Source organism: Pseudomonas sp. HLS-6 TE3448 (genome assembly GCF_053629555.1).
The window spans coordinates 3,666,300-3,678,843 of sequence record NZ_JBRJIO010000001.1 but is presented as its reverse complement, the minus strand read 5'-3'; the positions used below and the strand labels follow the sequence as shown (position 1 = coordinate 3,678,843).

Below are 12,544 nucleotides of genomic sequence, written 5' to 3'. Positions count from 1 at the left end.
ACCAGGCACGTACAAGGAAAGCCTCTTACCTCTGGCAACCCCTGGTGAAATTTTCTACCTGCAAGGTCGTGGTGCGCGGCCCATGGGGAGTGGGAGGAGCAAATCCCTTCAGCCCCCTCTGCCTTAAAGCCCGAAACGCCGCGATCCGAAGCAGCGAGCCTCAAGTCACCAGCGCTCGAAACACCGTAGCGTGCATAGAAGGCACTGAATTCCCCAGCAAAGACGCCATCCGGCAAGCTACGGAGTTGCACTGTGAAAGATGAGTTCACCCAACTGCTCCCTGAGGACGCGATTCCGGTTGAGAGCGAGACCGCCCTGAAGCCTCCGGCTTCGAGCCCCTCAACAGAGCAAATCAATGAAGGCGTTCCCATCACCTACATCACCGGGACTAATGGCCAGGTGGTCACTTGCACCTACCTGAATCACCCAGGGTGGGATCCGAAAACCAATCTCTGCTTGAGCCTCCACTTCATCATGGTCAAGTGCGCCCCGCGGCGCACTTCAAGCTGGGGCTACCAGCTCCGACTGGCTATTGATTATTTTCTGAACTATCGTGCCGAACTTCACGCTTGCAGCCCAGTTCCAAATAGGGGTCTAGGCGCCTGATTTCGGAGATCGCACCTTTGTGATCACCACACCAAGCCAAAATCACCGCGTATTGACTCCGGACTTGAACCAGCCTGCCAATAAGGCCTGCCCGGCTAACAACCGGCAGAACATGCTGCTCCATGACCTCTTTTGCACCCACGAAGTCCTTGGCATCCACGAACGCATCGGCCAAATCCTGCCCGACACGCACAATTGACTCGTATCCTTCAACCATTCCGTAGAACTTCATGGCATGGATACGCTGAAGGCGTGCCTCCAACCCCTGAGCTTCGCGAGCTTTGGCATACACCTCCAGAGCATCCGCGAGGTGCTTGATGTGCTCATGGACATCAGGTGGTCGCTTGATGACTTCCCAGAGGGCATCCGAATTCTTGCCCATGACACCTCTAGGCGTCAGCCCCAGAATTTCGAAGTACTCACTGACTATTTTCTGGCACATCGCTTCAGCGACTTTGTTGCGCTTCAACTTCCAGAGCGCGACCGCGTGGTTGTAATCGAATATCCGGCGGTAATCAGCGTCAGGGATTCTGGGAGTGGCGTACGCTACAGCCTGCTTGACCTCGTCTTCACGCCCCTGATCAGATGCCAACAGCACTTTTCGCATCGCCCACCCAATTTGCTCACGGGGCTCGAACCCGTGGGTATCCAGGAGCTGCTGCATCATGGCGACTGGTTCAGCCGCCTCGTCAAAGCGCCCTTCTCGCATGTAAGAGAACGCTAGGGCATCAAGCGCCCAGAACGCTTGGTGTGGATTAAGTTCGCCCGCTTCAAGCGCCCGCTTCAAGCTGGAGGTGATATCGACCGATATCCCCATCTCGTAGAACAGCTCTTCGCCTGCGAGGCCAATCAGGGTCATCACGTCGTCAAGTCTGATAAATACACGTGTGAGCAGCGAAAACCGCGAGACATCACGACGCTTCTTCAGGCTCTGAATCAGCAGCTCCTTCAGCGTGACCAAGGCCTCAGTGATCACGGGCGTGCCCATGAGCTCCAGGTGGCGTAGGCCTAGAGCACGGACAGCATCATGGGCTTTAAGTGTTTTGGCCCCAAACACCTCAACTGTCCCTGTGGCGAGAATTTTTTTGATGGCCGCAGCTGCGCCGCCCTGTGACAGCTTGAGCGTGGCCGATAGCAGACGAACAACTTCCTCATGCGTGAGCCCTGTATCAGCCAGGCTGACGACGGCCAACGCGTTCTGGGTAACCTGGTCAAAACCATCGTAAACGCGAGCCAGGATGACCTCTTGGGCCGTTTCCACCACGTTCGCTTGCTGGCTGAGATCGACACAGAGCGCTTCGATGTCCCCGCCATATTCCGACAGTGCAACCGCAATGGCGCTGTCAACATACAGCGGCAGCCCGCCAGAGTATGTCCGGAGTTCTTCAAATGCCTGAGCACTGCCGAACGCCCCGGCTTCATTGGCAACGCGCGCCACGGTATCCAGATCCCATCCAAGAAGCGTCTCACGTCGCAACGTCATGACCGCTTCAAGTTCCCGGACATTCTCATGCGGCTGGCACAGAAGCGTGAAACGGATGTGGCGAGTCGCGTTCAGCAAGTCTCGCAGGTGGGATACTGGAACGCGGTGTGCGTTGTCGGTCACAACAACCAAGGGTGTCTGAGTCTGCTCCAAAAATCGGTCGAAGGCGCGAATCGCCTCGTAACCGCTAGCACCAGGCAAAAGAATTTGCCGAATACCTTCGGGGTCTTTTGGGGAGTACTTGGAGGCAAGCTCGCGCACGATTGAGCTCGCAATAGCGGGCCCTGGGAGGTCACCGACATCATAGTAGGCACATGGTTCGGGACTATGCAGAGCCGCATAGGCTGCCCAAGACGTTTTCCCTGCGCCGGACAACCCACAAATGATCCGCACCCGCTCCGCCGACACCAGAGCAGGCTCGTTCTGTTGCGGCTTGTAGGAAGCAGGTGGCGTAGGAAAATCTTGGAGCTGCACGATCAATTGCTCGAACAAGCCCGGCAAATCCGAAGTGCGGAACACGTGCCTGGCGTTGCCATTGCCGGCAGCGGACGCCAACATCACCAATCCCGCCATTTTCCAGGTCAACGACGAAGGCGACAGGAGTGAAAATTGCAGCTTTTCAGCCTGTGTGACACACCACTGGGCCGCCTCCTCCAACGTCGCCCACGCGGGCGGAAGGTAGTCTGGGCGCGGGGCCGTCGATCCGGGATAGAGGTAGATCAGATCCGAAGGTGTCTTCTTCTCGTCCACCTGGGTCTGGAGCGTTTTACCGAGCGGCTGGTTCGCAACGATCACAAACTCTGGGTTCCCAGCCCTTCCCTCCGGCCCATGCGTGCGTCGGATCTGCTCAAAGCGCTCCAGTGCACCAGAAGCGTCGCCAGGCATCAGGGGCTGAGAACGAGTTTTGACCTGAACATAAACCCACCCGGAATCGGTGCTGAGCTCTATGTCTTCATCCAGCTCGACCAGCACCTCGTTGACACCCGCAGCCTGCGCCAGGAATAAGCAGCCTACACCATACAGATGTTGATACAGGAAACCTCTGTGTAAGGACTCGATGCGTTTGAGCTGGGCGGGATCGAGCACGGCCAAGGTAGTGAGTTGGTCATCAGGTTGCATAGGGGCTTCGACTTGGCTCTGGCAGATAGATTTTGTGCTCAGGCAGAACCGAGCACCGGTGACGGTGTGCCATTCTGTGGTGAACGGTGCAAAAGAACGAGCAAAAGCCCGCAGCAGAGGCTAGGAGTGCGGGTGGTAGTAACTGCAACCACATGAGTTGCAACGCCCCCATACAAAACCGGAAGCTTGAGCGAGTCCTGGCCCCTCGGCCAGGAGAGCCGTCCAACAGGAGTTGCCATGACCCGCCTGCGTTTCATCCCCGTTCAACTGACCCACTATCCGCACACGAACGAAGCATTGTTCGCCATTACCCTATGGCCTGTACTGTTCGCGCTCGGCTGCTGGCGAACCCCACAAATCGCCCAGTTCCTGAATGCTCACGGGGTTGAGGTCAGCATGTTGCAGTTCTTTATGGCGGGCCTTGGCGCCTACCTGTTTCTGCTCGGGAAACACCGTATGCTCAACAACCGCTACTTCGAGCGCCATGCAGTCGATATTGCCTGGCATCGCCAGCTGTGCGAGGTTGACCAGGACATGGTTGCAGCAGGCCTGGCTGACACCGATGCGCACAGGGCCGTCACGAATGAGATGGCTCAGCTACGCAAGCGACTGGGCTTTCTGGTCGATGCGGATAACTTCTACCACAGGCTGAAAGTCCTGATCCGGGTAATGGGCTGGGTGCGCGACAAGCTCAAGTAACTCAGTGATTTGCCCCCTACAAAGCACAGTCCGGGTTCGCAGCGCTGAACCCGGCATCTTCAGTACACGATAAGGATATTGGAGTACACGTCATGACCATCGAGCTAAACACCCTAGCCATCAGAGGGCTCACCCGTCTCGCGCTTCCAGCTGACGATGGCTACATCTACCGGCTTGGGGTCGCGCTGTACGGCTTTGCCTCCTTGAGCAGTATCATGGCCGAGCTCGCTCACCATTTGGATCCGCTCGTAAACCGCACTGAGCTTCAGGCAAAAACGGGCGGCCAGATCCTCAGCGAATTCCGCAAGTGCGTAAAGAAGGCCAAGGTAACGAGGCCGGCGGTTGAACCTATTGGCCGCGCCGCCGCTGATATGTTCGAAGCGCTGAACACCCGGCGTTCGGACATCATGCATGCCTACCCAATCACCAACCAGGCTAGGCAGCAAATTCTGCACCATCGCTTGGACGAGAAAGGTCGCTACTTCGAAGTCACCAACGAGATACGGGAGGAGTTCATCAGCGAGCTACACGACGTGAGCAGCTTGCTGTACGACATCCGCGCCATCATGAAACCAGAGCTCGGTGACTGAACGCTGGGCTCGCCACCGATGTGATGAGACTGGCGTCGCATGAAAGCCCCGGAACCCTTCCCTGGAGATTCGTAACCCCGGGGTATCTGGGTACTTGGGCAATTAAACACAATTGTAATCCCGACCTCCTGAGACAGCACCAGGCAGCCTGCTTGAACTTGAGCAGGAGCAGGAGCAGGAGCAGGAGCAGGAGCAGGAGCATCAACCTAATGTGGTTATACCTATGCACACCAAGACGCTTTACATCATTGGAAATGGCTTTGATCTGAACCACCACATGCCCACTGGATACCGGCATTTCAAGGCGTATGTGAAGTCACATGATCGTGACGTCTATGACTGGATGGAGGACTACGTGCCAGCCGGTGAACACTGGGCAGACCTGGAGGCAGCGCTCGCCCACCTGGACACCGATCACATCGTCAATAGCCTCAAACATTTCATGGGATCGTACGCCGACGAGAACTGGAGCGACGCGGGCAATCACGATTTTCAGTATGAGGTCGACCGGGTGGCCGAGGGGTTGTCAGGGACACTCCAAACGCTATTCGCCCAATGGGTCAGGACAATCGAGATCCCCGACGCATCCAATGCGCAGAATCGCCTGGCGGAGCTGGACACCAATGCAACCTACCTGACCTTCAACTACACAGGCACCTTGAGCAGCGTCTATCAGGTGCCTGACTCGAACATTCTGCATATCCATGGCGAATCAGAAGATGATGACTCTGACCTTGTACTAGGCCATGGCTGGGCACCAGAAGATCGATCATCGCTATTCAAGGCCGTAGATCACGAGGATTCAGACCATCGCATCATCGAAGCCATGAAGTCTTTGGACGACTATTTCGCGGCGACCTTCAAACCTTCGGGAGAGATCATCAAGCGCAATGCCGACTTCTTCGCACGCTTGCACGATACCGACCAGGTCGTGGTGCTTGGCCACTCGCTTGACCCGGTGGATGGCCCTTACTTTGCCTCCGTGGTGCATGCACTGGGAGGCAGGTCGGTACCTTGGACTGTAGCGGTACTGCCTGACGATGACCGGGAGGACAAGACCGCTCGCCTTGAAGTGTTTGGCGTGGCCTCTGCGCTGATTCGCTACCGCCTGTGGAGCGAGCTTCATGCTGTTGCCCATAACGTGCAGCAATAGCTTCAGCATCCTGCTTCGCCGGCCTCCAAGCTTGCCCCACCAGGTATGATGGGGCCCTCTTCTTTTTGAGTTCGAACATGACATCCAGCACTACAGCCTTGGAATGGTGTTACACCCCAGCGAATCTCATACCAGAACCCCAGGTTCTCGACACTCATGGAGCATCTATGGTGATCCAGGATGGTGTAGCTCGTGCGGATCTGGACGAAGCGCTATATCGGGGTGACAGCTCAATCGCACAGAAGCTGCTGAAGGTAATCCGAGCCCGGTTGGCACCGTACGAGCAACAGAGTGCTGAGCCAGTGATCATCGAATCGTCACCTGTGCTCACGATCACCCATACGGATGGTCGACCGCGCGAACTCCACCTTGAGTGCCATGCGACCATCTCCGTGACTGAGACGCTAGACATCAAGATCTACCGCAATGGCGTGCTGATTGAAGACACAGCGCAGGAACGCTCAAAACGGCTTCAGGGTGAGGCTGAGCTGCTGTCGAAACATGCCGACGATGACCTGCTCTGCCGCTTGCTAGGAAGCCTCAGTGCATCAAAACGCAATCCTGGCAATGAATTCACCCACCTCTACGAAATCCTAGAAGCCCTTCAAACCACCTTCGGAAAGCCTCCGAAGCTGACCGACGCGCTGGCTATTGAGAAGGCCAAGATCGGGAAGTTTCATGCCGTGTGCAATGACCCATCCAGCGTCAGCAGACACCGAGGCCAAACAAACGGCCCTCTCAGGACTCCGACTGCGGAGGAGTTCAGTCATGCACGAGATTTTGGGTGGGAGATGATCCTGGCCTACGCGCGCTGGCTGGAGCACCGTCAGCAACGACAACAACCCACGGGCTGAAGCGGGTAGTCGCAGATCACACCAGGCGCGATTGCTCAGCCAGGGGTGCGACCGCTTTCGATGCGTGCGCTTTCAAGAACACGCGTTGCGAACTGCACCAGGTCAGTGATCTGCCCTCCCCCTGTTCTGTCCAGATGGTACCCAGAAATGCCTACCAGAGCAGGGCCATCCCGATCACACCGTGGCGAGTCTCCGATTATGACGACGTGATCGGCGGGAGTAGTTACATCCCAGGGCAAGGGGAAGCCTAACCGACTGCAGATATGGCGATAAATGTCAGGATGCAGCTTCATGATCCCCAGCTCTGAACTCAGGGCAAATGCATCCACGTCATCAAAACGCTGGCAAAGAGCCGGCCCGCAGGCTGCAGCCAGAGCGACAGCCTGTGTCTTGAACTCGTCAGTGTAGGTACGGCGGGTGCGTTTAGACATAGCAACCTCCAAGATAGCGATTTAAGTATCGCTTCTTGGCGTCCGTTGTCAGGGGGCTGGCCCACAGAGACGATTCACGGCTTCCCCTAAGTGCAATCAAGCCCTCTTGGCCTGCCGTTGGCGTTGGCGGAATCGCTTGATGAAATCTGCATCGACGAGCTCATCTACGTTCAAGTCCAACCCGCAGTTGACGAGTGAAGCCAAGGTGCTGTCATAGAGCGCAAAGCTGTTGGGTATGAAACCGCATGCCCTCACTTTGTTGTCGTCAATGCGAGCAAGAAGCGCTTTTACGAAGTCCGAGCGACCGGATTTGCGGCTTTCCGTGGCAACCGCAGTGGCCTCATCATAAGCGGTAACCTCTGCCCTCTCGGCATCGTCACCGATGGCCTGAACGACCTCACCCAATTTCGGCCAGTACTTCAAGTCGTACCGGTATTGGAGGCGCTCCACCTCATCCTTCACGTAGCTCTCGTAGTGATAATTGTGCTCTGACGCTTCGTGCACAATGTCCATGATGTGGTACTGGGTACCCGAGCGAAATCCCGAATAGTTATGAAGCTCATCACGCCGGTCGAGCAGTGCTGTCATCTGGTCAGCGAGCTCACTGATCCGGCTGTTGATCCCCACCAGCTCATATCGCGCCTGCCTGGCGGCTCGGTTCTTTTCTGGATTCCACCCATCGGCAGCGTGAACGAAGGCATCCCAGAATGCGTAAAGGGCCCTGGGAGTAGTGGCCAGCGCGGCATGCACCTCATCGTAAACATCTGCGAGCTCGATGCGGCGTTTGAGCATGCCAGCAATCCTGCTGCGCACGTTCGGCCAGATACGCTTGGCTTGGAAATCCTCCATCATGGTGCGCAAGAGGGTTTCGCATTGAAATACAGCTTCGGAAGGTGTGTGCACTCGGTGAGTCCTGTTGGATAACGTGTGCCAAGGCTACCGCTCGACATCTGAGGGGGCGGTACCTATTTGAAATTCTTTTCCAGACCGATAGGTACGCGCAGATCAGCTTGTCCTTTCTATGTGCCCTGGAGGCCCTGAGTCTTGGCCAATCCGGAGGTAACTCACGGGGATCCAGCGGACTTGATTTCACAGACAGGCGCCCTTACGTCTAAAGGGTGGCAATAAGCCACTCATCCAGGGAAGCGCCATGACAGATTTCTGCGTCTCAGCCGTAAAGTATGACCAAGCAGAGCAGCACATCGAGTGGTTGGAAGTCCGTGAAGACTTTCCAAGCCGCGTAGGTGACGTGAGGAAAGTCCCTCGTGAATTCGTGGCAGATTTGATTCGGAAAGGATGCGCCACCTTCCAGACCATCACACGCAATCCCTCCACGAAGAAGTGGGAGAATGGTGCGACTTTGCATGTGATTGGTGATGACTACTTGTCGACTGACCCGAACGATATCAAGAAAGACAACCTTGGGAAGTTGCCCCGGTTTACCTGATAGTGCCCCGGCAACATCGACTCGACAGTGCACCACGGGAATTTTTCGGTCTGAACGATGGCGTCCACGCGGTACAGTGGACGTCATGCATGCCATCGGAGCTGATTCGTCGTAAGCAGTGACGATCGCTTTGATCTAGCCAGAGACGGTCACCTCTCCAGGCCATCCTCCGCTGAGCCACCACTTGAGCAGTGCAAGGATTCGCGATGCCCAGATACCTCAGTAACAGCGCAATACGTCTTTTGGAAGCGAGTCAAAAGTCTTTGGCCTTGGCGCTGCATTGTCTAGGCACTCCAAATCGGGGAAGCCTGAGAGTTGAGGTAGCTCGATACTCACCCGCGATTGGATTGATCGGAGCCGCCGCTGAGCAGGCTTTGGCTGCAATTATCGTTCAGGTTCGGGGCGATGAGGCTCTGGCTGCTTCCCCCACCCAGTACAAAAGTGCGCGACAGATTTTGTCGGACATGAGGGATTTACTCCGCGCGCCCATTCCTGCCAGCTCTTTCCTGACCGCAGGCGTAGCCGACCCGGCTCAACACCGTGAGTCGATCCTGCAGGCGTCAGAAGGATTTTCTGTGCTTTTCACCTACCGGGCGACCGGGCTCCATGCTGGCCTTGGTTTGTCTCGCACAGTGACACTGAAACAAGCCGTGAAGGTTCACAGTTTCCTTGAACTCCTAGCCAGGTCAACACGTATCCGCGCCTATATGGATCGGTTGCCGATACCACCAGATGAAGTCATCGATCAGACTGTATTGATTGATGACCTCATTCAAAAATTCCAAAGTACCGATGCAATGACCGAGCGGGTCAACGCCTTACGATCTTTGTTTCTGATCCTCCCCGAAGTCCCCCCAGAAGCACCGGAGTGGCTTGAAGCGTTTGACCGCTCCGTGGTCTCGCCACGCCCTGCCGACATCACTTTGCTATTGGAAACACTTGAACGCGCGGCACCAATGAGATTCCGTCGCATGAATGCAGGGGGCCAAGCACTACCAGTAGTTGTCCGGCCAAACGACCCAAATGCGTTACCTATCGCCTTGCAGGACATGCGCCAAGCCTTTGGCCACGCGCGTGAGCAGTTTGGCGCAGACGTGGGAAATGCAAATGGACGGCTCGATCAAGGTATTCTGGATCTGCCCCCAGAGTCCTTCTTGCTCGATTTGTGCCTCCAAGGCCCAGAGCAGCTACGCGAGACTCTGGATCGGCAAACGCTCACCGGCCAAGAAGTGTGGCCTTTCGTGGCTACTGCATTGAGCCAGCAAGGAACAGAGCGCCCATACTGGTTCTTGGTATCGATGGTCGACGACATCGGTCAGCTAATCGGCCAGCTTCGTAGGGCTTCGGCGGTATCGGCTCAGGGACAGTTCAAAGAACGCTGTACCGCAGCCATCAAAGCCCTTGAAGCCAAAAGACAGGAGCGCACACTTCCGCCAGCTACAGAAATTGCGACCTTTACTGTCACACAATCTGCTGCGGCTGAAGCCGCACGAGAAAGCATCCCCGACTCGATGGAGCGCAACGAAGACACTGTTCGTGAAGCCTCTTTGGAAGCAATACCGCCACTAGCCGCGTTATATGCCGGCGAATTCACTGCCGGCCAGGCTTTTCCTGCGGTGTATGCGTCTGCGAATCCAGATTCTAAGAAATACTGGACTCGCCAGTTGCTCATAGCAGCGACCGATGCCAGCGACCGCTCAATGCTTATCACTGCCCTGCGAGACACTGAATTCGCCAACCTAAAGACGGATGCTCGAAAAGCGCTGCGCCTAGTGGATATTCTGACCTATGGGCCGAATATCGAACTAGGGTGACCACGATCCGTTCAACGACATCGGAGCCCCCCTGCGCATGCCTCGAACCCAGCAAAACCTCACCAGCCTGCGAGACACCTTCAGCCAGATCTTGGGCAACCAGAAAGACCACTACACGGATATTCGACTTAGGCGCCCTACTTTCTAAAGGAATCTACATGCTGATCGAGCTCGATCTGAACATAAATGACGCCCAAGCGCTTCTGCACCACTGCACCGAGCACCAACCAAACTGTGGGGATTTTCGAGAAAACGCTCGGCTTAGGGAAGCACTGGAGACGCTCGCAGCCGCTATCAAGGAAGCGGTGAGCCCCGAACATAGAAGCGCTGAGTCGCCGGATTGATCTACAGCGGCTGGATGCAGCCATCGCCCTAATGGGCTCTATCGAAGGCGCCTTGGCGCTCGTCGAGCGCCTTGAACACGGCTTTGAATCCTGAAAAGCCCACGACTTGATAGATCCGTCAGACCGACCGGATCTCAAGCTCTAGGTGGACTGATCTGTTGAAGAATCGTCAACGATTTAGCTTCAAAGTGCCCTTCAGCGCCGGCGGCTCCTCTCCGAAGTAAACCTTCAGTGGCAGGCTGCCGATTTTGTATTCGGCCCTTGGGACATCTTCAGGCCAGAGTAATGAGTAGGGTTCCTGTGCTGGCTGGAGAGCCCACTTGTACAAACCGCCACCCAGGCTTGATACATGTTGCGGGCTCCAACGACACCAGCCAGGAAGCTGAATGGTGATGGGACGGTTCCAATCCTGAACCAGCACCCCCTGAATGCCTACGATGATACGCTCATTAGGCTCCTAGCCTTCAAAAAGCAGAGCTATCGCTCCGTCTTTCGATGAGCTTGGGGGGAATACTTCCTCGAAAAGCAGTTGGTACATGTGAGAGCTCCTTGTAATTTCATAAATTAGCCGGAAAGAGTTGCGCCCTATCGAACACTTAGGTTCACGAAGTCGGTGCGCAGTGGTTTCCCGTTTATGAGACTGACGAGTCTTTGCAATAGCGATATGAGCCCAGCAACCAAATGCAAATTTATGCATTTAATTCGCCGAGATAATTCAAGATGGATATATTTCTATGGCAATCTAATTAGACTGATGCCTATTAAGATTGTGAGTAGAGGAGTGTATGGAAGTGGCCCTTAAGGTGGCGCATCACCTATCTCAAGCTCGCACTTTCTTAGTGCTCAGCTCGGTATTGCATACTAGGGGATGCTGCCATTTCTCGTCAAGGGGCGATCCCACGCCCCCTCTCGATACGGCTTCCTCCTAGCGCATCAGAGGTTGGCCACCGCAGCCGCTCAAGGCCTTTACACGGCAAACGGCATCGCCCCAGAACAGTGGCTGCGCCGTCAGCCAATACGAGGATCCAAGATCATGTCTTGCAGATTCTCAAGCTCGATCTCACCACGGCTGTCTTTCAGTTCGCGATAGACCTCCAGCATTTGATCGAGGATGGCATTTTGATACTGTTCACACGTGATAGGGGAAAAAGCACCCCACGCACTTCGCTTATCAACCCATCGAACCAAGGTTGCCATTTCATTGAGTTGAGGAAGGCTGACCGAGAAACCTTTGAACTCTAAAGGTACGCCCTTACGATTGCTATACTTTTTGATGGATTCAGCCACCCCATCTCTATGCTCGGCCCGATCCATACATCTTTTAATGCTGTTAAGCATCCGCACCACTTCACAGACATATTCCAAGTTACAACTCGTTTGTGCATTCGGCTGCCTATCAAGGAGCGCAGTGACAGCATCGACCGCGTACCCTTCGCCTAACTCAGCCAAAGACTTAGGCTCTAGCTCGAAAAACCAAAAAAACCGCTTCTCGTAAACTTTCCTGACGAGTTCTTGAGGGTCGATTGAGGTGGGCTCATCGTTGTGGTAAAGATCGATTTTTGACGCTTTTTTTTCTGCGAGGGGGAGACGCATTAGCGCCATCTGGAAAAATACGCTGAGACGCTCACCTAGCGAAAGCTCCTGCTCACGGCGAGAGGACTCTGCTACACCTTGCTTATGACGCTCAATGCCTTGAGCAATGTACATGCGAGCCACGTCAGAGCGGGTCAGCGTGTAAGGAGAATCCGTTGAACTGCGGATGGCATCCAGCTCGTCGAGCTGCTGCTGGGGAATGCGAATCTCAAGCCTCTGATCTTTGACGTCCATAGCAACCTCGGAAACGGATGGGTAATCACCATTAGCCGTACGATGTACGGCACAAGAAAAGAATGTACGGCCAAAACCGTACACTTGCAAATTTTTTCTGCGCGGATCGGAATGCCCTCACATCCGTGCCGACAGCGATTGCGAGTAGGCATTAATCAGAGCCGACTCCCTCGCCCT

Annotated in this window: 11 protein-coding genes; 7 read left to right on the top strand and 4 right to left on the bottom strand. The window is 55.4% G+C overall.

What is annotated here, in order from left to right; genetic code table 11:
• Positions 1 to 529: 529 nt before the first annotated feature.
• The gene (locus AB7M23_RS16985; RefSeq protein WP_454241429.1) at positions 530 to 3,208 is read right to left on the bottom strand and encodes an ATP-binding protein; all 2,679 of its coding nucleotides are present in this window, start codon (positions 3,206 to 3,208) and stop codon (positions 530 to 532) included.
• A gap of 237 nt (positions 3,209 to 3,445) precedes the next feature.
• Here AB7M23_RS16985 and AB7M23_RS16980 point away from each other — a divergent pair, with 237 nt between their 5' ends.
• The 4 genes from AB7M23_RS16980 to AB7M23_RS16965 all read left to right on the top strand — a co-directional run bounded on the left by AB7M23_RS16980 (position 3,446) and on the right by AB7M23_RS16965 (position 6,504).
• Positions 3,446 to 3,907 carry a hypothetical protein gene (locus AB7M23_RS16980; protein ID WP_454241428.1) on the top strand — a complete coding sequence of 154 codons (462 nt, stop codon included), beginning with the start codon at positions 3,446 to 3,448 and terminating at the stop codon, positions 3,905 to 3,907.
• A 92-nt stretch (positions 3,908 to 3,999) separates the two neighbouring features.
• Positions 4,000 to 4,497 (top strand): hypothetical protein, encoded by a 498-nt coding sequence (locus AB7M23_RS16975; protein WP_454241427.1) that lies wholly within the window; start codon positions 4,000 to 4,002, stop codon positions 4,495 to 4,497.
• A 223-nt stretch (positions 4,498 to 4,720) separates the two neighbouring features.
• Positions 4,721 to 5,650 carry a bacteriophage abortive infection AbiH family protein gene (locus AB7M23_RS16970; RefSeq protein WP_454241426.1) on the top strand — a complete coding sequence of 310 codons (930 nt, stop codon included), beginning with the start codon at positions 4,721 to 4,723 and terminating at the stop codon, positions 5,648 to 5,650.
• 167 nt (positions 5,651 to 5,817) lie between these two features.
• Complete coding sequence (locus AB7M23_RS16965) at positions 5,818 to 6,504, top strand: hypothetical protein (protein WP_454241425.1); 687 nt, start codon at positions 5,818 to 5,820, stop codon at positions 6,502 to 6,504.
• 35 nt (positions 6,505 to 6,539) lie between these two features.
• Here the strand turns inward: AB7M23_RS16965 and AB7M23_RS16960 are convergent, their stop codons facing one another.
• A complete protein-coding gene (locus AB7M23_RS16960) occupies positions 6,540 to 6,935 on the bottom strand; it encodes a hypothetical protein (protein WP_454241424.1) in 396 nt (131 codons plus the stop codon).
• A gap of 96 nt (positions 6,936 to 7,031) precedes the next feature.
• Positions 7,032 to 7,838: a hypothetical protein gene (locus tag AB7M23_RS16955; protein ID WP_454241423.1), complete on the bottom strand. Its 807-nt coding sequence runs from the start codon at positions 7,836 to 7,838 to the stop codon at positions 7,032 to 7,034.
• A gap of 247 nt (positions 7,839 to 8,085) precedes the next feature.
• Between AB7M23_RS16955 and AB7M23_RS16950 the strand changes: the two genes are divergently transcribed.
• From AB7M23_RS16950 to AB7M23_RS16940, 3 genes are all read left to right on the top strand, one after another.
• The gene (locus tag AB7M23_RS16950) at positions 8,086 to 8,382 is read left to right on the top strand and encodes a DUF3892 domain-containing protein (RefSeq protein WP_454241422.1); all 297 of its coding nucleotides are present in this window, start codon (positions 8,086 to 8,088) and stop codon (positions 8,380 to 8,382) included.
• 206 nt (positions 8,383 to 8,588) lie between these two features.
• Entirely contained in the window at positions 8,589 to 10,196 is a 1,608-nt protein-coding gene (locus tag AB7M23_RS16945) for a hypothetical protein (RefSeq protein WP_454241421.1), read from the top strand.
• Between the two features lie 158 nt (positions 10,197 to 10,354).
• Positions 10,355 to 10,540 carry a hypothetical protein gene (locus AB7M23_RS16940; protein WP_454241420.1) on the top strand — a complete coding sequence of 62 codons (186 nt, stop codon included), beginning with the start codon at positions 10,355 to 10,357 and terminating at the stop codon, positions 10,538 to 10,540.
• A 1,008-nt stretch (positions 10,541 to 11,548) separates the two neighbouring features.
• Here the strand turns inward: AB7M23_RS16940 and AB7M23_RS16935 are convergent.
• Entirely contained in the window at positions 11,549 to 12,367 is an 819-nt protein-coding gene (locus AB7M23_RS16935) for a hypothetical protein (protein ID WP_454241419.1), read from the bottom strand.
• Between the last annotated feature and the right edge of the window lie 177 nt (positions 12,368 to 12,544).

What these genes read in the sequence shown, in the direction of transcription:
- AB7M23_RS16985 (WP_454241429.1), bottom strand. Translation starts at nt 3,208, where the DNA reads ATGCAACCTGATGACCAACTCACTACCTTGGCCGTGCTCGATCCCGCC.
- AB7M23_RS16980 (WP_454241428.1), top strand. Translation starts at nt 3,446, where the DNA reads ATGACCCGCCTGCGTTTCATCCCCGTTCAACTGACCCACTATCCGCAC.
- AB7M23_RS16975 (WP_454241427.1), top strand. Translation starts at nt 4,000, where the DNA reads ATGACCATCGAGCTAAACACCCTAGCCATCAGAGGGCTCACCCGTCTC.
- AB7M23_RS16970 (WP_454241426.1), top strand. Translation starts at nt 4,721, where the DNA reads ATGCACACCAAGACGCTTTACATCATTGGAAATGGCTTTGATCTGAAC.
- AB7M23_RS16965 (WP_454241425.1), top strand. Translation starts at nt 5,818, where the DNA reads ATGGTGATCCAGGATGGTGTAGCTCGTGCGGATCTGGACGAAGCGCTA.
- AB7M23_RS16960 (WP_454241424.1), bottom strand. Translation starts at nt 6,935, where the DNA reads ATGTCTAAACGCACCCGCCGTACCTACACTGACGAGTTCAAGACACAG.
- AB7M23_RS16950 (WP_454241422.1), top strand. Translation starts at nt 8,086, where the DNA reads ATGACAGATTTCTGCGTCTCAGCCGTAAAGTATGACCAAGCAGAGCAG.
- AB7M23_RS16945 (WP_454241421.1), top strand. Translation starts at nt 8,589, where the DNA reads ATGCCCAGATACCTCAGTAACAGCGCAATACGTCTTTTGGAAGCGAGT.
- AB7M23_RS16940 (WP_454241420.1), top strand. Translation starts at nt 10,355, where the DNA reads ATGCTGATCGAGCTCGATCTGAACATAAATGACGCCCAAGCGCTTCTG.
- AB7M23_RS16935 (WP_454241419.1), bottom strand. Translation starts at nt 12,367, where the DNA reads ATGGACGTCAAAGATCAGAGGCTTGAGATTCGCATTCCCCAGCAGCAG.